At 65.6% G+C, this 21,815-nt stretch carries 16 protein-coding genes; 13 read left to right on the top strand and 3 right to left on the bottom strand.

The genetic code is table 11. From position 1 onward, the window contains the following. Nucleotides 1–384 precede the first annotated feature (384 nt). The 13 genes from ACFPOU_RS02015 (at nt 385) to typA (ending at nt 18,082) form a co-directional block, all read left to right on the top strand. On the top strand, nt 385–1,323 hold the full coding sequence (locus ACFPOU_RS02015) for an ABC transporter permease (RefSeq protein WP_379716416.1): 939 nt from the start codon (nt 385–387) through the stop codon (nt 1,321–1,323). 11 nt (nt 1,324–1,334) lie between these two features. Next, nucleotides 1,335–2,336 (top strand): ABC transporter permease, encoded by a 1,002-nt coding sequence (locus ACFPOU_RS02020; protein WP_379716419.1) that lies wholly within the window; start codon nt 1,335–1,337, stop codon nt 2,334–2,336. Beyond that, on the top strand, nt 2,333–4,030 hold the full coding sequence (locus ACFPOU_RS02025; protein ID WP_379716422.1) for an ABC transporter ATP-binding protein: 1,698 nt from the start codon (nt 2,333–2,335) through the stop codon (nt 4,028–4,030). Before ACFPOU_RS02020 ends, ACFPOU_RS02025 begins: the two co-directional genes overlap by 4 nt. Before the next feature lie 80 nt (nt 4,031–4,110). Next, nucleotides 4,111–5,055 (top strand): VTT domain-containing protein, encoded by a 945-nt coding sequence (locus tag ACFPOU_RS02030; RefSeq protein WP_379716425.1) that lies wholly within the window; start codon nt 4,111–4,113, stop codon nt 5,053–5,055. A 133-nt stretch (nt 5,056–5,188) separates the two neighbouring features. Further along, nucleotides 5,189–6,202, top strand: a complete 1,014-nt coding sequence (locus tag ACFPOU_RS02035) for a glucokinase (protein ID WP_379716428.1) — start codon at nt 5,189–5,191, stop codon at nt 6,200–6,202. Between the two features lie 391 nt (nt 6,203–6,593). Continuing rightward, a complete protein-coding gene (gene scpB / locus ACFPOU_RS02040) occupies nt 6,594–7,328 on the top strand; it encodes an SMC-Scp complex subunit ScpB (protein ID WP_379716432.1) in 735 nt (244 codons plus the stop codon). Further along, nucleotides 7,315–9,336, top strand: coding sequence for a 23S rRNA pseudouridine(2605) synthase RluB (gene rluB, locus ACFPOU_RS02045; RefSeq protein ID WP_379716435.1), 2,022 nt, complete (start codon nt 7,315–7,317; stop codon nt 9,334–9,336). Before scpB ends, rluB begins: the two co-directional genes overlap by 14 nt. A gap of 361 nt (nt 9,337–9,697) precedes the next feature. After that, entirely contained in the window at nt 9,698–10,186 is a 489-nt protein-coding gene (gene rimP, locus ACFPOU_RS02050) for a ribosome maturation factor RimP (RefSeq protein ID WP_379716438.1), read from the top strand. After that, the gene (gene nusA / locus ACFPOU_RS02055) at nt 10,183–11,748 is read left to right on the top strand and encodes a transcription termination factor NusA (protein WP_379716441.1); all 1,566 of its coding nucleotides are present in this window, start codon (nt 10,183–10,185) and stop codon (nt 11,746–11,748) included. Before rimP ends, nusA begins: the two co-directional genes overlap by 4 nt. Before the next feature lie 46 nt (nt 11,749–11,794). Then, a complete protein-coding gene (infB, locus tag ACFPOU_RS02060; RefSeq protein WP_379716444.1) occupies nt 11,795–14,614 on the top strand; it encodes a translation initiation factor IF-2 in 2,820 nt (939 codons plus the stop codon). 143 nt (nt 14,615–14,757) lie between these two features. Beyond that, on the top strand, nt 14,758–15,177 hold the full coding sequence (rbfA, locus tag ACFPOU_RS02065; RefSeq protein WP_379716447.1) for a 30S ribosome-binding factor RbfA: 420 nt from the start codon (nt 14,758–14,760) through the stop codon (nt 15,175–15,177). Beyond that, nucleotides 15,174–16,097 carry a tRNA pseudouridine(55) synthase TruB gene (gene truB, locus ACFPOU_RS02070; protein WP_379716450.1) on the top strand — a complete coding sequence of 308 codons (924 nt, stop codon included), beginning with the start codon at nt 15,174–15,176 and terminating at the stop codon, nt 16,095–16,097. The genes rbfA and truB overlap by 4 nt, the downstream gene beginning before the upstream one ends. 152 nt (nt 16,098–16,249) lie before the next feature. Further along, the gene (gene typA / locus ACFPOU_RS02075; protein WP_379716453.1) at nt 16,250–18,082 is read left to right on the top strand and encodes a translational GTPase TypA; all 1,833 of its coding nucleotides are present in this window, start codon (nt 16,250–16,252) and stop codon (nt 18,080–18,082) included. A gap of 369 nt (nt 18,083–18,451) precedes the next feature. Here the strand turns inward: typA and ACFPOU_RS02080 are convergent, their stop codons facing one another. The 3 genes from ACFPOU_RS02080 to flgK are packed head-to-tail and all read right to left on the bottom strand — an operon-like array spanning nt 18,452 to nt 21,772. Then, the gene (locus tag ACFPOU_RS02080; protein ID WP_379716456.1) at nt 18,452–19,465 is read right to left on the bottom strand and encodes a hypothetical protein; all 1,014 of its coding nucleotides are present in this window, start codon (nt 19,463–19,465) and stop codon (nt 18,452–18,454) included. Between the two features lie 3 nt (nt 19,466–19,468). Further along, nucleotides 19,469–20,380, bottom strand: coding sequence for a flagellar hook-associated protein FlgL (flgL, locus tag ACFPOU_RS02085; protein WP_379716459.1), 912 nt, complete (start codon nt 20,378–20,380; stop codon nt 19,469–19,471). A 9-nt stretch (nt 20,381–20,389) separates the two neighbouring features. Next, nucleotides 20,390–21,772: a flagellar hook-associated protein FlgK gene (gene flgK, locus ACFPOU_RS02090; protein ID WP_379716462.1), complete on the bottom strand. Its 1,383-nt coding sequence runs from the start codon at nt 21,770–21,772 to the stop codon at nt 20,390–20,392. Nucleotides 21,773–21,815 lie beyond the last annotated feature (43 nt).

Consider the following 21,815-nt stretch of genomic DNA (forward strand, 5'->3'; position numbering starts at 1 on the left):
CTGCTCCACAAATTAGCGACACGAGGGTTGCATATGGAATATGCAGGTTGCATTTTGGAAATTAATAGTTAAAATATACTACTTGTTTCACGTGCATATTCCATATATATCTTATTGTTCCGAAATGTAGTCATTTCATTTCTGCGCTTTGAATGGGAACATGTCCGCAAGACAACGTCAAGGCAAGGCGGGTATGCATGACACGGAAACAACACCCGATTTCAGCCAGCCTTGCGGGGATTGACAGGAAATGCTTGTTGGCTAACCCGGGCGCAGGCAGGCCAACCCAGGCAAGCTGCCGGCGGCCCGGGATTTAGGCTATCGTTACGCCTTTCAGATACGGTCGAGCGGCTGCGGCGCCGCGGGCCGCTTGGGGACGGTTCCATGCTGGCTTACATATTTCGGCGGCTGTGGCAGATGCTGCCGACGATGGCGGGCGTCGTCGTGCTCGTGTTCCTGCTGTTCAGCTGGGTCGGCGGCGATCCGTCCTATTTGCTCGCCGGAAAAATGGCCGACGAGGCGGCGATCGCCAATATCCGCGCCCAGCTCGGCATCGACCAGCCCTGGCACGTGCAACTATGGATCTTCGTCAAGCAGATCCTGACTGCCGACTTCGGCAATGCCTGGAGCACGGGCGAACCGGTCAGCCAGATCATCGCCAGCCGGCTCGGCCCCTCGCTGACCGTGCTGGTGCCGCTGACCTTGCTCGAAACCTTCTTCGGCATCGCGCTGGCGCTGGCGATCGCGTTCGTGCGCGGCTCGCTCACCGACCGCGTCGTGATGGTCGCCTGCACGGTCGGCATGTCGATCTCGATCCTGGTCTACATCATCGTGTTCCAGTATGTCCTTGCCTACAAGCTGGGCCTGTTTCCAGTGCAGGGCTGGGGCGAGAGCCTCGGCGAAAACCTGCTGCGCTATGCGCTGCTGCCGATCATCATCGGCCTGGCGGTATCGATCGCGCCGACGCTGCGCCTGTACCGCAGTTTCGTGCTCGACGAAGTGCACCAGGATTACGTGCGCACCGCGCGCGCCAAGGGCCTGGGCGAGCGCCGCATCGTTTGGGTCCACGTGCTGAGGAACGCCGCCATTCCCATCATCACCCACGTGATGGCGCACTTGCCGGCACTCCTGATCGGTGCCTTCCTGCTGGAACGTTTCTTCGGCATCCCCGGCATCGGGCGCGAAGTCATCCTGGCGGTCGAGCGCAGCGATTTTCCGGTAATCAAAGCCATCACCGTCTACGTGGCGGCCGCGACCATGGTGTTCAACCTGCTGGCAGACCTGCTCTACGGCGCGGTCGATCCCCGTGTGCAATTGAAATGAGGCTGGGAAGCATGCACGACGACGTTTCCCCTGGCCTGTGGACGCTGGCCTGGCGCCGCCTGCGCACCGACCGCATCGCCATGGCGGCGCTGGCCGTGGTCGCCGGGTTTCTGCTGCTGCTGGCGGCATCGATGAGCGGGCTGGTGGCGCACGACTGGGAAGAAGAGGTGGCGGTCAATTACGCGCCGCCGGGTTTCGTCGGCCCCGACGCCGCCACCCTTGCCCTGGCGCGGCCGCGAGCGCCGGCGCCGCCGAACGCCTTCGATCCGCTCGCTGCCGAACTCGAAGAGCTGGAAGCGCGGCTGCAAGCGACCGATCGGCCGCGCGAGAAAGCCTTGACGCTCCCCTTCGGCGCCGACAAATGGGGCCACGACGTGCTCAAGAAAACCGTCAAGGGCGGCGAGACCTCGATCGTGGTGGGACTGGTGGCCGCTTCGGTGGCGGTGGCGCTCGGCACGCTGTTCGGCGCGGTGTCCGGCTATTTCGGCGGCCTCGTGGACGACCTGTTCAACTGGTTCTACAGCATCTTTACCTCGATTCCGTCGATCCTGATGATTCTCGCCGTCGCCGCCGTCCTGCAGCAAAAGGGCGTGACGACGATCGTGCTGATCCTCGGCCTGACCGGCTGGACCGGACCCTACCGCCTGATCCGCGCCGAATACATCAAGCACAAGGCGCGCGAATACGTGATGGCGGCCGACGCCATCGGCGCGTCGAGCTGGCGCAAGATGTTCTCGCATATTTTCCCGAACGTCTCGCACGTGGCGCTGGTGCAGCTCTCGATCCTGGTGGTCGGCTTCATCAAGGCCGAAGTCATCCTGTCCTTCCTCGGCTTCGGGGTGCCGGTAGGCACCGTCTCCTGGGGGAGCATGCTCAACGAGGCGCAGAACGAGCTGATCCTGGGTAAATGGTGGCAGCTCGCCGCCGCGGCCGGGGCGATGGCGCTGCTGGTCACGGCGTTCTCGCTGTTGACCGATGCGCTGCGCGATGCGCTCGATCCGACATTGAAATGAACACGTCCATGCACCCTGACATGCTGCTGCAAGTGCGCGACCTGCGCGTTGCCTTCCGCGTCGACAAGAAGAACACGGTCGACGCCATCAAGGGCGTTTCCTTCGAGCTGCCGCACAACGCCACCGTCGCCCTGGTCGGCGAATCGGGCAGCGGCAAGTCGGTCAGCTCGCTGGCCGTGATGGGGCTGCTGCCGCCGGAAACGGCGATCGTCGATCCCGCCTCCAGCGTGCGCTTCAACGGGCGCGAACTGCTGCACTTGCCGGTCCGGGAGCGCCGCAAGCTGTGCGGCAAGGACATCGCCATGATTTTCCAGGAGCCGATGTCGTCCCTGAATCCCGTGTTCACGGTGGGTTTCCAGATCGGCGAAGTGCTGCGCCTGCACATGGGCATGAGCAAGAAGCAGGCACGCGCGCGGACCCTGGCATTACTGGACGAGGTCGGCATTCCCGATCCCGCCCACAAGATCGACGCTTACCCGAGCCAGATGTCGGGCGGGCAACAGCAGCGCGTCATGATTGCAATGGCCATTGCCTGCGAACCGACACTGCTGATTGCCGACGAGCCGACCACGGCGCTCGACCTTACGATCCAGAAACAGATCATCGAATTGATCGCGGCCCTGCAGCGCAGGCACCGCATGGCGGTGCTGTTCATTACCCACGACCTCGGGCTGGTCGGGGAAATCGCCGACCGGGTGATCGTGATGCGCGATGGCGAAGTGCGCGAGCAGGGAAGCCGCAGCGAGGTCTTCGGCGCCCCGCGCGACGCCTATACGCGCGCGCTGCTGCAATGCCGCCCGAGGCTCGATTCGAGGCCGCTGCGGCTGCCGGTGATCGACGATTTCCTGGGCGGGAAGGCCGATCCCCTGGCCGTTGTGCCGCAGCGCACGCGCGGCTATGCGGCGGACGACGAGCACATCCTTGTCGTGAACAACCTGGCCAAGAGTTTTACGCTGCGCGATGGGCTGTTTCGCAAACGCACCTTCCATGCGGTCAAGGACGTGTCGTTTACGCTCGCGCGCGGCAAGACCCTGGGCGTGGTCGGCGAATCCGGTTCCGGCAAGACCACCGTCGGCCTGACCCTGCTGCGCCTGCACCGGGCCACCGGCGGCAGCGCGCTCTTCGAGGGACGCGACTTGTTCGCCATGCCCGAGCGCGAATACGCGGCCTATAAACGGCGCATCCAGATCATTTTCCAGAATCCGTATGCGTCCCTGAATCCGCGTTTCACGGTCGGGCAGATCTTGCTCGAACCGATGCGTATCCACCGCATCGGCAGCGACGACCGCGAACGCACCAGATCGGTGCATGCGCTGCTGGAACGGGTGGGCTTGCCGGCCCAGGCCTTCGGCCGCTATCCGCACGAGTTCTCCGGCGGCCAGCGCCAGCGCATCGCGATCGCACGCTGCCTGACGATGAAGCCGGAAATCCTGGTCTGCGACGAATCGGTCTCGGCGCTCGACGTCTCGGTCCAGGCGCAAGTACTGAACCTGCTGCAGGACTTGCAGGACGAATACAAGCTGAGCTATATCTTCATTTCGCACGACCTGTCCGTGGTGCGCTATATCGCCGACCGGGTGATGGTGATGCACCATGGCAGCGTGGTCGAAATGGCCGATTCGGACGTGCTGTACCGCAATCCGCAACACCCGTACACCCGGGCGCTGCTGGCGGCCATTCCACGGCTCGCCTGAATCGGTGCGCGCGCCCGCCGCGGCCTTGCGAAAATCCGCCGCCGCCAGCATGCCCGGACGAGTTGGGCTACCATGGACGGATGTCCCAGCTCAGTCTCCTGATCCAGAACCACGGCGTCTTGCTCGTCTTCGGCACCGTGCTGCTCGAGCAGTTCGGCCTGCCGATTCCGGCCTTGCCCGTGCTGGTGCTGGCCGGCGCGATGGCGATGGAGGGGGGCGCCAGCTGGCAGCTGTGCCTGGCCGCCGTGCTGCTGGCCTGCCTGATCTGCGATTATTTCTGGTTCCGGGCCGGGCGTCGCTACGGCAATCGTGTGCTGCGCCTGCTATGCCGTATTTCCCTGTCGCCCGATTCCTGCGTCAACCAGACCGAAGACCGTTTCCGCCGCTATGGGCCGAAGTCCTTGCTGGTGTCGAAGTTCATTCCGGGCTTCAATGCCATCGCCGCCCCGATGTCGGGCGCGCTCGGCACCGACACCCGTACCTTCCTCGGCTTCGCTGCGACCGGCGCGCTGCTCTGGGGTGGGGCGGGCATCGCGCTCGGCGCGATCTTCCACGACAGCGTCGACCGCGTGCTGGTCACGCTGGAAACCATGGGCAGCGCCGCGCTGATGGCGCTGGGCGGCCTGCTGGCGCTGTTCATCGCCTATAAATATGTCGAGCGCCGGCGCCGCCGCGCCGCGCTGGCCGTGCCGCGCATCGCGGTCGGCGAATTGGCCGCGCTGATGCAGGCAGGGCACGATCCGCTGATGATCGATGCGCGCAGCAGCACTGCCCAGGAGCTCGACCCGGCCATTCCCGGCGCGCTGCGCTATCACCAGTACGAGCCGGGCCAGCTGATGGCCGGCCTCGACAAGGACCGGCATATCGTCGTGTACTGTTCCTGTCCGAACGATGTCACGGCGGCCAAGGTGGCCAAGCAATTGCTGGCAAACGGCTTTCACCGCGCCCGGCCCTTGCAGGGCGGACTCGACGCATGGCATGCGCACCATGCGCACCGGGCGCAGGTCCAGCCGGCGCCATGCTGACGTAGTCGTGCTACTTCATGGCAGGGGGGTGTCGTTGTTGTGCGCCGCCTTCGTGTACCTAAACTACAAAATCTTCTTGTAAGTCCGCAAAGAAATCCAGTAAGCTTGGACATCATCAGCCTTATGTCCCGCAATGACTGCTTCTTTGCCCGCCCAGCTCGCCCCTAGCTCCAGTCCCTTCGACAGCGCCCGCCTGCTGGCCGACGTCGGCGGCACCAACGCGCGTTTCGCGCTCGAGCTGGCGCCGGGACGATTCGAGGCGGTGCAAGTGCTCGCTTGCGGCGACCATGCGACCTTTGCCGACGCCGTGCGCGCCTACCTGGCCACGCCGGCCGTGCAGGCGGCCGGCCCGGTGCGCCACGCGGCGGTGGCGATCGCCAATCCGGTCGATGGCGACCGGATCCGCATGACGAATCACCACTGGCAGTTCTCGATCGAGGCGGTGCGTCGCGAAGTGGGTCTCGATATCCTGCTGGTGGTCAACGATTTCTATGCGCTGGCGCGATCGCTGCCGCATTTGTCCGCGTCCGACAAGGTGCAGATCGGCGGCGGCGCGCCGCGTGCCGGCTCGCCGCTGGGCCTGCTTGGCGCCGGTACCGGCCTGGGCGTCTCGGGCTTGATTCCGAGCGCGGGCGGCTGGATCGCACTCAACAGCGAAGGCGGCCATGTCACGTTTTCGCCGGCCAGCGAACTCGAGGTGGCGGTGCTGCAATACGCCTGGCGCGAATTCGAACACGTCTCGGCCGAGCGCTTCCTGTCGGGCGCCGGCGTCGAACTGATTTACCGCGCGCTGGCGCATGTGCAGGGACTAGCGCCGGCGCCCTTGGCGGCGCCGGAAATTTCGCGCCGCGGCCTGGCCGGCGAGTGCGCGCTGTCGGCCCAGGTGCTCGACGTCTTCTGCGGCATGCTCGGCACCGTCGCCGGCAACCTGGCCGTGACCCTCGGCGCCCAGGGCGGTGTCTACATCGGCGGCGGCATTGTGCCGCGCCTGGGCGGGCGCTTCGCCGCCTCTTCCTTCCGCCAGCGCTTCGAACAAAAAGGCCGCTTCGTCGCTTACCTGGCCCAGGTGCCGACCTATGTGATCACGGCCGAATATCCGGCTTTCCTTGGCGTGTCCGCCGTTTTGGCGGAAAAACTGTCGGCTTGAAGCCATGTCCGGGCGCGCACCCCTTGCGCAACTGGCCGTTCCTGTGTTTTATCGGTTACAATGGCCCGCAGCTGGAAGAAACGATGTCGAATTCCGCCATGGTGCGCTTACCAAGCCGCATGGCGGTTCCGCGTTTCACTAGATGATCATCTGTAGGCGGCTTGCCTGGCACGCAAGCGGCCCTGTGGCCGGGTCCTGTCCCGTCACCGTTATTCCGCCCGCCGCGTCCAAGCGCGGGCTCTTGATTCCTGTGTAAAGAAGTATCACTGCGCAAGCAGCACCTCGAACCGCGTTGGCCCATGCCTGCGCTGCGCCGCTTCCGGCCAGCCGGCGTCCGCCGGGCGCTTATTTGTTTGGTAGTTTCCTGGCGTGAGCCTGAATAACGTCGAGTATGAAGACTGATGAGGCCAAGCGGGTCCTCGAGACCGCCTTGCTGTGCGCGCGCGAGCCGATGTCGCTGCACGGCATGAAGAAGCTGTTCGCCGACGTCGACGCCAGCGGGCGCATGCACGGCGCCGGCGTCGGCGCCGACACCATCAAGCTGCTGCTCGAGGAATTGCGCCACGACTGGAAAGACCGCGGCATCGAGATCGTCAGCCTCGCTTCGGGCTGGCGTTTCCAGAGCCGCCCCGAGATGAAGCCGTATCTCGACCGCATCACCCCGGAAAAGCCGCCGAAGTATTCGCGGGCCACGCTCGAGACGCTGGCGATCATCGCCTACCGCCAGCCGGTCACGCGCGGCGACATCGAGGAAATCCGCGGCGTCGCGGTGAACTCGCAGACGATCAAGATGCTCGAAGACCGCGGCTGGATCGATGTCGTCGGCCACCGCGAAGTGGTCGGCCGGCCGGCTTTGCTGGGGACGACGAAGCAATTTCTCGACGACCTGGGCCTGGCTTCGCTGGGGCAGTTGCCGCCGTTGGAAAGCATTGCCGACGCCCAGGATGGGCGTAGCCTGGAGGCGCTGGAAGCGGCGTTGCAACAGAATTTTGACAAGACCGACGCGCCAGCCGAGGTCGACGACGAACAAGTTACTTCACCCGTTGAAGTCCCGCTACACGACCCGCAACCGGCCTTCGGCGTGGACAGGGTCGACAACAACGAAACGAACGATGAATCCTACTGACACCGATACCACGCCCGCCGCAGCGGGCAAGGACGAGGCGGCCAAGCCGAAGCGCCGCACCAGGGCCGCCGCTGCGGCGGGCGACGCCGCACCGCTCGCCGCCGCAGCCGCCGCTGCGGCGGGCGACGCCGCACCGCTCGCCGCCGCAGCCGCCGCTGCGGCGGGCGACGCCGCACCGCTCGCCGCCGCAGCCGCCGACACTGCGCCTGCCGCCAAGCCGAAGCGCCGCACCAAGGCGGCCATTGCCGCCGACAGCGCCGCCGCGCCGGCGAGCGCAAGCGCCGATACCGGCGCCGCGCCCGCCGCTGCCGCTGCCGCCGCTGAAATCACGCCTGCGCGCGTTTCCGTGCGCAAGCCGCGCGCCGCCAGGGCCAAGCCGGCCGACGCACCGGCTGCGGCGGTGGACGCCAAGCCGCAGGCGCAGGCCGCGCCTGCCGAAGCGGGCGCCGCATCCGACTCGCCGCGCCAGGAGGGCGCCCAGCGCAAGCCACGCGGTCCGCGCCAGATGCGCGAACAGCGCGCCGTGCGCGAGGCGAGCAAGCCGCCGGCCGCCGCGCCCGCCGCCCTTGAAGCGCAGCCGGCCGACGCGCCGCAAGCCGCGCCTGTGCAGGGCGGCGACGTGCGCCGCGAACCGCGCCAGGGCAAGGGCAAGAACGGCAAGGGCGCCCCGCGCAATGCCCAGCCGGGCGCCCAGCAGGGCGGCCGCGGCCAGGGCGGCAAGCAGAACGCCAAGGGCAAGCCCGGCGCCAAGCCGAGCGACGCCGACGCCGTGTTCTCCTTCGTCACCTCGGACGCGTTCGACGCCAACGAAGGCGGACGCGGCCAGCCGGCGAAAGCCGCGCGCCGCGACCTGACATCCGACGACGACGCGCCGAAGCTGCACAAAGTGCTGGCCGAAGCCGGTCTCGGCTCGCGCCGCGACATGGAAGACCTGATCGTCGCCGGCCGCGTGTCGGTCAATGGCGAGCCGGCACATATCGGCCAGCGCATCCTGCCGACCGATGCCGTGCGCATCAACGGCAAGCTCATCCAGCGCCGCGTCAACAGCAGCAAGCCGCCGCGCGTGCTGGTGTACCACAAGCCGGCCGGCGAAATCGTCAGCCACGACGATCCGGAAGGGCGTCCGTCGGTGTTCGACCGCCTGCCGACCATGAAAACCGGCAAATGGCTGGCCGTCGGCCGCCTCGACTTCAACACCGAAGGCCTGTTGCTGTTCACCACCTCGGGTGACCTGGCGAACCGCCTGATGCACCCGCGCTACAACATCGACCGCGAATACGCCGTGCGCACGCTGGGCGAACTCGAGGAAGGCATGCGCCAGAAGCTGCTGGCCGGCGTCGAGCTCGAGGATGGCCTGGCGAACTTCACCAAGATCGCCGACGGCGGCGGCGAAGGCATCAACAAGTGGTACCGCGTGGTGATCGGCGAAGGCCGCAACCGCGAAGTGCGCCGCATGTTCGAGGCCGTCGGCCTGACCGTCTCGCGCCTGATCCGTACCCGTTACGGCGCGATGACGCTGCCGTCGGGCCTCAAGCGCGGCCGCTGGGAAGAACTGGAAGAAAACGACGTGCGCGGCTTCTTGAGCGCCTTCGGGATCGAAAAGAAGGGCGCCGCCGGCGCCGACAAGGGCAAAGGCAAGGGTGGCCAGCCGGCCGATCCGCGCCGTTCCGACGGCAACCGCATCGACCGTGCCGATGCGAATCGCAACGTCGATCCGTTCGGCCCGCAGGTCGCGCGCGTCGGCGCGCCGCCGCGTGGCGGCGCCGCGCCGGTGGGCCGCGGCCCGGCCGGCGGCGGTGCCGGCGGCGGCAAGGGCCGCGGCGGCAATGCCGGCGGCTTCGGTGGCGGTTCCGGCCGTCCGGGCGGTGGCGGCGCGAGCGGCCGTCCGCGCCAGCCGGATCCGCTGCAGACGACTTTCGGCTTCGGCAACACGGGCGCCGCCCGTCGCGGCGGCCAGGGTTCGCGCGGTGCGGAGCCGGGTCTGCCGCGGCGCGGCCGCCGGGGCTAGTCCGCGCACGCCGAGGTGAGGCAGGGCCGGCGTCCGCGTCCACGCGCGGCGCCATCGGCTTCGATGGCCGCGCAGGTTGCGCGGCTGCCGGAGACAAAAATAAGCGTGCAGGGGAGTTGTATTCCTGATACGAGCAATTTAAACTTTAACATCGTGCGCGGGCGTTGTTGGCTTGCTCATAAAATGGTATGTCGATTGCAGCGCGCCCTCGAATACGTTATAATTCGCGTCCTAATCCGAAGTTCTTCCCAGTATTAATTTGGTGCAAGTGCTCACATCTGGTTGGGTTGTGAATTCAAAAAGATGGGCAGATGCCCATTTTTTTTTTGGTAAAACGTTTTAACGCCCTTGGAGAAGTGTCGTGCAGCAGTTTGATTTGATCGCCAGGACAGTCGGTGGCCTCGGCTATGACCTCGTTGATGTCGAGCGCGGCGAGCGCGGCGTGCTGCGCGTGTTTATCGATTTCCCGGCTGCCGTCGCGCAAGAGAAGGGCTTGATTACCGTCGAGGATTGCGCCACGGTGAGTCACCAGTTGTCGCACGTGCTGACGGTGGAGAACGTCGATTACGAACGTCTCGAGATTTCCTCGCCCGGGCTCGACCGCCCGGTGCGCACCCTGGCCGATTTCGAGCGCTTCGCCGGCCATGAATGCACGGTGAAGCTGCGCGTCGCCATGCCTGGCAGTGCGAACCGGAAGACCTTCACGGGCATCCTGGTCGCGCCCGAGGGCGACAAGATCGGTCTGGAATTTGAAGGTAAAGATGGGCTGGCGTTGTTGGAATTTACGCTGGCCGAATTGGACAAGGCACGTTTGGTGCCGCAGGTGGATTTTAGGAGTCGCAAAGCATGAGTCGCGAAATTTTGTTATTGGTTGATGCGCTTGCGCGCGAAAAAAACGTCGATAAGGAAGTGGTATTCGGGGCGCTCGAGTTCGCCCTGGCCCAGGCCACCAAGAAACGCTATGAAGGCGAAGTCGACATTCGCGTGAACATCGACCGCGACACGGGCGAATTCGAAACCTTCCGCCGCTGGCACGTCGTGCCCGATGAAGCCGGGATGCAACTGCCGGACCAGGAAATCCTGCACTTCGAAGCCAAGGAACAGATTCCCGACATCGAAGTCGACGAGTACATCGAAGAGCCGGTGGAGTCGGTCGACTTCGGCCGCCGTTTCGCCCAGGATACCAAGCAAGTGGTCCTGCAGCGCGTGCGTGACGCCGAGCGCGAACAGATCCTGCAAGACTTCCTCGAGCGCGGCGATTCGCTGGTGACCGGCACGATCAAGCGCATGGAGCGCGGCGACGCGATCGTGGAATCGGGCAAGATCGAAGCGCGCCTGCCGCGCGACCAGATGATCCCGAAGGAAAACCTGCGCATCGGCGACCGCGTCCGTGCCTACATCCTGCGCGTGGACCGCAACATGCGCGGCCCGCAGGTGATCCTGTCGCGCACCGCGCCGGAATTCATCATGAAGCTGTTCGAACTGGAAGTGCCGGAAATCGAGCAGGGCCTGCTGGACATCAAGTCGGCTGCCCGTGACGCCGGCGTGCGCGCCAAGATCGCCGTCTTCACCTCGGACAAGCGCATCGATCCGATCGGTACCTGCGTCGGCATGCGCGGTTCGCGCGTGCAGGCCGTGACCGGCGAACTCGGCGGCGAGCGCGTCGACATCGTGCTGTGGTCGGACGATCCGGCCCAGTTCGTCATCGGCGCCCTGGCGCCGGCGAACGTGTCGTCGATCATGGTCGACGAAGAAAAGCACGCGATGGATGTCGTGGTCGACGAAGAGAACCTGGCCATTGCGATCGGCCGCTCGGGCCAGAACGTGCGCCTGGCTTCCGAATTGACCGGCTGGAAGATCAATATCATGACGGCCGAAGAATCGGCCAACAAGGTGGCCCAGGAAACGGCGTCGATTCGTTCGCTGTTCATGGAAAAGCTGGACGTCGACCAGGAAGTGGCCGACATCCTCGTCGAGGAAGGTTTCTCGAGCCTGGAAGAAATTGCGTACGTGCCGATCTCGGAAATGCTCGACATCGAATCGTTCGACGAAGAAACCGTCAACGAATTGCGTACCCGTGCCCGTGACGCCCTGGTGACCGAGGCGATCGCTTCGGAAGAGGGGCTCGAAGGCATGGAAGAGGAACTGGTCAACCTCGAAGGCATGGACCGTACGACCGCCGGCAAGCTTGGACTGGCCGGCATCAAGACGGTGGAAGCATTCGCAGGTCTCGCCTACGACGAATTCGGCGCCATCCTGGCCCTGCCGTCGGACCGCGCCCGTGAACTGATCAAGAGTGAATTTAATGATGTGACCGACGATGAGATGAAGCTGGTCGACAGTAAATATGATGACCGCGCCAAGGCGCTGCAGGCGAAAGCCTGGAGCATGGCAGAAACGGCCAAGGCATAATTTGCAAATCTTTATCATCTCCGCGACACATAGAAAAGAGGACTGAATGGCGAGTAACAACGTAGCCCAATTTGCCACCGAACTGAAGATGCCTGCAGATTTGCTGCTGACGCAGCTGCGTTCTGCCGGCGTCGAAAAGAGTTCGACGTCAGATCCCTTGTCGAAGGATGATAAGGACAAGCTGCTGAATCACCTGCGCCGTACCCACGGCGCCGGCGAAGGGACCGAGAAGAAAAAGATCACGGTCACCCGCAAGGAAACGAGCGAGATCAAGCAGGCCGACGCCTCGGGCAAGTCGCGCACCATCCAGGTCGAAGTGCGCAAGAAGCGCACCTTCGTCCAGCGCGACGACGTCGTCGCGACGGCGGCCCCCGTGGCCGAAGCCGCGGCGCCGGTGATCGACGCCGCCGAAATCGCCCGCCGCGAGGAAGATTCGCGCCGTCATGCCGAACTCGTCGCTCGCCAGGAAGCGGACCTGCGTGAAAAGCAGGAACGCCTGGCCAAGCTCGAGTCCGAGCGTGCCGAGCAGGCCAAGGCTGCCGAAGAGCAGGCCAAGCGCGACGCGGCCGAAGCCGCCAAGCGCGATGCCGCCGCCAGCGCCGCCGCCAGTTCGGCTGCCGGCGAGCAAGCCAAGCAGGCCGCCGCCGACGAGGCCAAGCAAAAGTCGGAAGCTGCCGCCAAGGAAGCGGCCGAACGCGCCGCCGCCACCGAGCGCGCACGCAAGGCCGTGGCCGACGAAGTGGCACAGATCAAGCTGATGATGGCGCAGCCGCGCCGTGTCATCAAGGCGCCGGAACCGGTGCCCGCACCGGTCGTGGCCAAGCCGGCCGCACCCGCCGGCACGCTGCACAAGCCTGCCGACAAGAAGCCGGCCGAAGCCAAGCCGGGCGACAAGAAGCCGGCCGACAAGAAGTCGATCAAGTCGGCGAACGTGTCCTCGACCTGGTCGGACGACGCCAAGAAGCGCGGCGCGCCGGGCGGTGCCAAGGGCCGTGGCGCCTCGAGCGCCCCGAGCGGCCGTGACGGCTGGCGCAGCGGCGGGCGCAGCGGCGGACGCCGTTCGCACAGCGATGACCGCGAGACCAACTTCCAGGCGCCGACCGAGGCGATCGTCAAGGACGTCCACGTCCCTGAAACGATCACCGTGGCCGAACTCGCCCACAAGATGTCGGTGAAGGCGTCGGAAGTCATCAAGCAGCTGATGAAGCTGGGCCAGATGTGCACCATCAACCAGGTGCTGGACCAGGAAACGGCGATGATCCTGGTGGAAGAGATGGGCCATAAGGCCTTCGCTGCCGCCGAGGACGATCCGGAAGCACTGCTGGCCGACCAGGGCGAACACGCCGAATTCGAGTCGACCGCGCGCGCACCGGTGGTCACCGTCATGGGTCACGTCGACCACGGCAAGACCTCGCTGCTCGACTACATCCGCCGCGCCAAGGTGGCCGCGGGCGAAGCCGGCGGCATTACCCAGCACATCGGTGCATACCACGTGGACACCCCGCGCGGGATGATCACCTTCCTCGACACCCCGGGCCACGAGGCGTTCACCGCGATGCGCGCCCGTGGCGCCAAGGCGACCGACATCGTCATCCTGGTGGTGGCGGCGGACGACGGCGTGATGCCGCAAACGAAGGAAGCAATTGCTCACGCAAAAGCTGCCGGCGTGCCGCTGGTGGTCGCGATCAACAAGATCGACAAGCCGGGTGCGAACCTGGACCGCGTCACGCAGGAACTGGTGGCCGAAGGCGTCGTGCCGGAAGAATACGGTGGCGAGTCGCCATTCGTGCCGGTGTCGGCCAAGGCCGGCACCGGTATCGATGACCTGCTGGAAAACGTGCTGCTGCAGGCCGAAGTGCTGGAACTCAAGGCACCGGTCGGTTCGCCGGCCCGTGGCCTCGTGGTCGAGGCCCGCCTGGACAAGGGCCGTGGCCCGGTCGCGACGATCCTGGTGCAATCGGGTACCCTGCGCCGTGGCGACGTGGTGCTGGCCGGTTCCGCTTACGGCCGTGTCCGCGCAATGCTCGACGAAAACGGCAAGGCCGTGTCCGAAGCCGGTCCGTCGATCCCGGTCGAGATCCAGGGCCTGACCGAAGTGCCGGTCGCCGGTGAAGAAGTCATGGTCATGGCCGACGAGCGCAAGGCGCGTGAGATCGGTCTGTTCCGTCAAGGTAAGTTCCGCGACGTGAAACTGGCCAAGCAGCAGGCGGCCAAGCTGGAAAACATGTTCGACCAGATGGCCGAGGGCGAGGTGAAGAACCTGCCGCTGATCATCAAGACGGACGTGCAGGGTTCGCAGGAAGCACTGGTCAGCTCGCTCCAGAAGCTGTCGACCTCGGAAGTGCGCGTGCAGGTCGTCCATGCGGCGGTCGGCGGCATCACCGAGTCGGACGTCAACCTGGCGGTGGCATCGAAGGCAGTCATCATCGGCTTCAACGCCCGTGCCGACGCCCAGGCCCGCAAGCTGGCCGAAGCCAATGGCGTCGACATCCGTTACTACAGCATCATTTACGATGCGATCGACGAGATCAAGACGGCACTGTCGGGCATGCTGGCACCGGAAAAGCGCGAGACCATCACCGGCCAGGTCGAGATTCGCCAGGTCATCCTGGTCTCGAAAGTGGGCGCGATCGCCGGCTGCCTGGTCACCGATGGCGTCGTCAAGCGGTCCTCCTCGGTCCGCCTGCTGCGCAACAACATCGTCATCTGGACCGGCGAGATCGACTCGCTCAAGCGCTTCAAGGACGATGCGAAAGAAGTGCGCGCCGGCCTCGAGTGCGGCCTCTCGCTGAAGAACAACAACGAAATCCAGGTGGGCGACGTCCTGGAAGTGTTCGAAGTGACGGAAGTGGCCCGTACGCTGTAATCCAAGCGCAAGGGAAAAGCGCCATCCGCCGGGCCCAGTGCCCAGCCGATGGCGTTTTTTTTCGCTGGCGCCGCGGCCCGCCGCACGTACGCCCCCCGCCACCCAATCGATGTACCATCGTCAGGAAACACAAAGCAATCACCATGGCAAAACACAGCAAAACCATCCCCCAGCGCGGCCTGCGCGTGGCCGACCAGATCCAGAAGGACCTGTCGGAACTGATCGCCTTCGAGTTGAAGGACCCGCGCGTCGGCATGATCACGCTGACCGAAGTCCAGCTCACGCCCGATTACGCCCACGCCAAGATCTACTTCACCCTGCTCAAGGACAGCAAGGAAGAGGTCAAGCAGACGCTCGAGGGCTTGAACAAGGCCTCCGGCTACCTGCGCAACATGCTCGGCAAGCGCCTGCACATCCACACGCTGCCGGCGCTGCACTTCGTGCACGACACCTCGACCTCGCGCGGCCTGCAGATGTCGGCCCTGATCGACCAGGCCAACGCCGTGCGCGCCGCCGACTTCGACGACGGCAGCGCTCCTGCAGCTGAAGACGAGGTCAAGTGAACGCACGCCCGCCAAAAAAACCGCGTGACCCGGTCGACGGCGTCCTGCTGCTCGACAAGCCGGTCGGCCTGTCCTCGAACGACGCTTTAATCCGGGCCAAGCGCGTGATGAACGCCAAGAAGGCCGGCCACACCGGCACGCTCGACCCCTTCGCCACCGGCTTGCTGCCGCTGTGCTTCGGCGAAGCGACCAAGTTTTCGCAGGATCTGCTGGAAGCGGACAAGACCTACGAGGCGACGGTCCATTTGGGCATCATGACGAGCACCGGCGACACCGAGGGCGAAGCGATCGAGACGCTTCCGGTCGACGTGACCCCGGCATGCATCGAGGCGGCCCTGGCGCGCTTTCGCGGTCCGATCCTGCAGGTACCGCCGATGTATTCGGCCCTCAAGCGCGACGGCAAGGCTTACTACGAATACGCGCGCGAAGGCATCGTGCTCGAGCGCGCGGCGCGGCCGGTGACGATCCACGGGCTGGAACTGATCGGGTACGACGCGCCGATGCTGCGCATCCGCGTCACCTGCAGCAAGGGCACTTACGTGCGCGTGCTGGGCGAGGATATCGGCGCGGCCCTGGGCTGCGGCGCCCACCTGAACGCGCTGCGCCGCATCCAGGTCGGCGCGCTGACGGCCGAGAACATGATCACGCTCGACGCCTTGCAGGCGCATGGCGCGCCCTTGTCGCTGCTGGCGCCGGTCGATACGCTGTTGTCGACCTTCCCCCCAATCGCGCTCACGCCGGAGCTGGCCAGGCGCTTCCTGAACGGCCAGCGCCTCGCCCTGGGCAAGGAGCCTGGGGTGGCCGTGCCGCCGGAGCAGGGCAGGGTGCGCGTGGTTTGCGAAGGCAGGCTGCTGGGGACGGCGAACTTGCAGGAATATGCGGTGCTGGCGCCCGAACGCTTGATCGCCGCGGCGCAGTAGCAAGCCGCGGCACGAACCGCCCAGCCTACCAAGCCGTTGAAATGGCGGACCTTTTTCGAAGAAAGACCGCATCGTCGTGCTATACTACGCGGTTTCCGAAATTGGCAGCACCGTACACATCCGTACATCACGCACATCCACGCTGAAATTACATGTCAAATACCAAACGCGCAATTCGTAATATTGCAATCATCGCCCACGTTGACCACGGCAAGACCACCCTGGTCGACCAGCTGCTCCGTCAGTCCGGCACCTTCCGTGAAAACCAGGCCGTGGACACCCGCGTGATGGACTCGAACGACCTCGAAAAAGAACGCGGCATCACGATTCTGTCGAAGAACTGCGCGGTCGAGTACGAAGGCACCCACATCAACATCGTCGACACCCCGGGCCACGCCGACTTCGGCGGTGAAGTCGAGCGCGTGCTGTCGATGGTCGACTCGGTGCTGCTGCTGGTCGATGCCCAGGAAGGCCCGATGCCGCAGACGCGCTTCGTGACCCGCAAGGCGCTGGCCCTGGGCCTGAAGCCGATCGTCGTCGTCAACAAGGTCGACCGTCCGGGCGCGCGCGCCGACTGGGCCATCAACCAGACCTTCGAACTGTTCGACAAGCTCGGCGCGAACGACGAGCAGCTCGACTTCCCGATCATCTACGCATCGGGCCTGAACGGCTACGCCGGCCTGACCGAAGACGTGCGCGACGGCGACATGAAGCCGCTGTTCGACGCCATCCTGCAGCACGTGCCGGTCCGTGACGACAATCCGGAAGGCCCGCTGCAGATGCAGATCACCTCGCTCGACTATTCGTCGTACGTCGGCAAGATCGGCATCGGTCGCGTCAACCGCGGTACCGTCAGGACGGGCCAGGACGTGGTCGTCATGAACGGCCCTGACGGCACCCCGATCAAGGGCCGCATCAACCAGGTGCTGAACTTCAAGGGCCTCGAGCGCGTGCTGGTCGACGAAGCCGTCGCCGGCGACATCTGCCTGATCAACGGTATCGACGAAATCGGTATCGGTTCGACCCTGTGCGCGCCGGACACCCCGGAAGCGCTGCCGATGCTGACCGTCGACGAGCCGACCCTGACGATGAACTTCATGGTCAACAACTCGCCGCTGGCGGGCCGCGAAGGCAAGTTCGTCACCAGCCGCCAGCTGCGCGACCGCCTGGACCGCGAGCTGAAGGCCAACGTCGCACTGCGCGTTTCGCCGACCGACGACGACACGATCTTCGAAGTGTCGGGCCGCGGCGAGCTGCACCTGACGATCCTGATCGAAAACATGCGCCGCGAAGGGTTCGAGCTGGCAGTGTCGCGTCCACGCGTGGTCTTCAAGATGGTCGATGGCGTGCGCCAGGAGCCGTTCGAGAACCTGTCGGTCGACGTCGAGGAAGTCAACCAGGGCGGCGTGATGGAAGAACTGGGCCGCCGCCGTGGCGACCTGCAGAACATGGAATCGGACGGCAAGGGCCGCGTGCGCCTCGAGTACCTGATTCCCGCGCGTGGCCTGATCGGCTTCCAGGGCGAATTCATGACCCTGACCCGCGGCACCGGCCTGATGAGCCACGTGTTCCACGAATACGCGCCCGTCGACAACACCCGCGGCGAGATGGCCGGTCGCCGTAATGGCGTGCTGATCTCGCAGGACGACGGCGCCGCCGTTGCCTACGCGATCTGGAAACTGCAAGACCGCGGCCGCATGTTCGTGTCGCACAACGATCCGGTCTACGAAGGCATGATCATCGGCATCCACTCGCGCGACAACGACCTGGTCGTCAATCCGATCAAGGGCAAGCAGCTGACCAACGTGCGTTCGTCGGGTACCGACGAAGCCGTGCGCCTGGTGCCGCCGATCCAGATGTCGCTCGAGTACGCGGTCGAGTTCATCGAGGACGACGAACTGGTCGAGATCACGCCGAAGTCGATCCGCCTGCGCAAGCGCTACCTGAAGGAACACGAGCGCAAGAAGGCCAGCCGCGAAGCCTAATCGGCGCGCGGGAGTCGATCCCGTCCCGTCTAAAAAACCGCTGTCGCCGCATGCAAATGCGGGCAGCGGTTTTTTTATTCGCGACCGCCTTGTCGATGGTGGCCATGGACGATAGGCGGGCTGGCGCTCGTCACAACCCTACGGAAAGGCACGGACGGCCGGCGGCACCGTGCAAAATCAGCCGTGCGGCCTGCCGGGCTATACCATTATCGGCAAAAAATCCCACCCGCCGCTATTTGTTTGCAGCTAGTAGGATTTGCAAGCATGAAGCATGGGGGGAGATTGGTGCCTGGCGGCGTATCGTCAGCGCCGCACGCATCGGTACGCGCGCATGCGCCTGACCTGCGCGGAACCGGCAGCGCGGAGTTTTTAGCGCAGCCCCAGCAAGGCCAGCACGCGCTCGCGGCTCACGCCGACGAGCGCCGACGTCATCGCCAGCAGCGATTCGTAATCGTGGCTTGCCGCGGTGCTGGCGAAATCCTGGGCCGTCAGCGCCAGCTCGCCGGCGCTCAGCACGGGCTGGGCGGCGCGCAGGGTCGCGGCGCTCAGGGCGGCGCTGGCCGCATCCTGCGCGCGGCGCACGCGTTCGAGCGCCTGCACGACTTCGCGCAGGTTCTGGCGCAGGGCGTCGGCATTGCCGGTGCCGAGATCCTGGAGCTTGAGGTCGGGCGCCACGGCCTCGGTCGCCACGCGGCCGCGGCCGGAGATGGCGATGCCGTCGCGTACGGCGGGCCAGTTCGCTTCGGCGGTCGTGAATTCGATGCGGCCCTGGTTGTCCAGGCCGGTGCGCACCTTGACCGGGGCCAGCGTGCGGTCCAGGCGCATGGCGATCTGCTCGGGCGTCATCTCGGGCTCGAAACTGGCCGACAGTTGCGGGCCGCCGGCGCCGCCGACCGAGAAGGCCAGCGACACGGGGGCGGCCGCCTGCAGCATGGCGACGTCGAGGCCGGTGATGCGGAAGCGCTGCTGGGCCGGCGCGCCGTCGGAGAACAGCAGCAGGTCGTCGACCGAGCCGCCGGCCTGGGCGCTGCGGGCGGCGATGGTGGCGCCGAGCTGGCGTGCGCGGGCCTCGAGATCGCGCGCGCCGCTCTTCATGCCGGCGATTTTCGCGGAGAGGGCCGATTTCACCGATTCGAGCTGGGCCGCGACGCGGTCGAGATATTCGCGCGCCTGCTGGGCGCTGGCGACGTCGCCCTGCAGGCGCGTGTCCCAGTTGCCCTGGCTGCGGCGCAGCGCCGTGTGCGGTGTCGGGCGCACGGACTGGCGCACGCCGGTCGCGTCGAGCTCTTGCGCCGGCTGGGCGCGCGCCAGCGCCGGCGCGCCCCTGGCGGCGCCGGTCGGGATCGGAAGCGTATTGGCAGTCGGGCGGAGCGTGGTGGCCATCGATTACAGGGCGGAGAACAGGGACAGCGTACCGATCCGGCCGTATGCCTTGTAGGTCGCTTGCAGGGCCGTCGAGTAGCCGTTCAGTTCGGTCGCGGCGACGCCCATGTCGAGCTGGCCGATATCGGTGATGGCCATCTGGTTCGACAGGCTGACGTTGGCGTGGTTGACGTCGAGCGTGTCGAGGATGTTCTGCTTGCCGCCGATGGCGGCGATCCTGCCCGAGACCAGCTCGAGCGCCGCGTCGAAGGCGTCGAGGTTCTCTTCGAGCACCGTGCGCGTGCCGGCATCATTCGGGTTCAGGTCGGCAGCTTCCAGCCTCGCGATGGTCTTGTCGAGGGCATTGAGCAGCCGCTCCATGCCCGCGATGTTTTCATTGGCGACCTGGGTCAGGCCATTGCCGACCACGACGCGCTGTTCGTTGAGATTGCCGGCGTAGCTGTAGCGGGCGCCGACCGGGGCGCCGGCGTCATAGGCCATCGGGGCGGTCCCGGTCTCGGTGCCGGCGAAGACGTAGCGCTTTTCCTGGTCGACCGTGTTGGCGCTGAACAGCAGGCTCTCGCGCATGGCTTCGAGCGGCTGGATCATCGCTTTCAGGTCGGCCGGCGTGTTGCCACCGTCGAGGGCCCAGACGATCTGGTCGCGGCCGGCGGTGACGTCGTTGACCATGCCGCTCAGGTAGCTCTCGTTCTTCGACAGGCGGATCTTGATCGCGCCGATATTCTCGCGGTACTGGTCGATCGCGGATTCCTCGCGCCGCAGGCGCGACAGGCGCACGCTGTCGATCGGGTCGTCCGAGGGCAGCAGGATGCGCTTGCCGGTAGCCATCTGCTGGGTCAGGTTGCTCATGCGCTCCTGGTTCAGCTGGAGCGACTTGTTCATGTTCGACTGGTACTGGGCGGTGGCGATACGCATGATTGTTCCTTAACCCATCATCGCCAGCGTGGCGTCGAAGAGGGAATTGGCGACCGACATGACTTTCATGTTGGCCTGGTACATGTTCTGGTATTCGACGAGGTTGATGGCTTCCTCGTCCTGGTTGACGCCGCTCGTGGCCTGCCAGTCTTCTTCGGCATGGGTACGCATGGTGCGGGCGGTGGCGAGCGCGTCCTGGTTCTGCAGGCTGAGCACGCCGAGCTTGCCGACGAGCTGGCTGTCGGCATCGCGCAGCGTCGCGCTGCTCTTGTCCTTGAAGGTGACCGTCTTGCCGTCGATTTCTAGCAGTTTCTGCAAGTTGCCCGTATCGCCGTCCGAGCCGTCGCTGGAAAACGCCAGGTCGGCCGGCACGAGGCCATCGGCGACCGTCAACATGTTGTTCGCGCCCGCCGTGAAAATAAACAGCGCCTTGCCGTCAGGCACGGCCGAGGTGCTGTTCATGACATAGCCCTGCTTCAGCTGCGCATTGACTTGCACTTCCAGCATGCTGGCCATGGCGGCCACGTCATCCTGCATCGACGTCAGCGTGCCACGCTCGTAGACGGACAGGCCGCCGAGCTGGCCGCCGAGCTTTTCGGCATCCAGGACGAACCTGGTCGATGCAAACTCGAGCGAGAATACCTGCCCGCCGCCGGCGCCTTCGGCCTTGAGGGTGCCGGCGACGTTGCCGATCACCAGCGCCTGGCCTGTTTTGAGGGAAATGTCGCGCACGCCGCCGGGCTGTTCCGACACTTCCAGCGCCATCTGGCCGGCCAGCTCGTCAATGGCGAGGTCGCGTGCGTCGATCAGGCTCGACACCGGAGAGCCGACGGCATTGGCCTGGGTGATACGTGCATTCAGGGCGGCGATCCTGTCGATGTTGGCATTGGCCGAGGCGACGATCGCGCCGCGTTGCTGGGTGAGCGACTGGCGCTGGGCGTTGTAGACGTTGTTCAGGCTGTTGAAGCGCTGGGCCAGCAAGCCGGCAGCGGTCAGGACTTGCTGGCGCAGCGGGGTCGAGGTGACGCTGTCGCCGGCCACCGCGTTGAGCGCGGCGAAGAAGCCGTCGACCGCGACCGACAGGCTGGCCGTCTCGTCGCCCATCACGCGCTCGAGCTGGGTGAGATAAGGCTGGGTCTGCGAATACTGGCCCGCCTCGGCCGCAGCGCGCCACATCTGCTGGCTCTTGTAGCCGTCCGAAAAACGCAGCAGCGAAGTGACCTGCACGCCGTTGCCAACCGACTTGCCGCTGGCGTCGGCGCCCACGGCCGACAGCAGCGCCGCCTGGCGGGTATAGCCTTTGGTCTGCAGGTTGGCGATGTTCTGGCTGGTTGCCGACAGCGCCAGCTGCGAAGCGAGCGCGCCCGACAGCGCGTTGGACATGATGGTCATGGAGGTCTTTCTCGAGAAACAGGGGGCCTACCGTAACAAGGCG

Source organism: Massilia jejuensis (assembly GCF_042656795.1).
Lineage (GTDB): Bacteria > Pseudomonadota > Gammaproteobacteria > Burkholderiales > Burkholderiaceae_D > Telluria > Telluria jejuensis.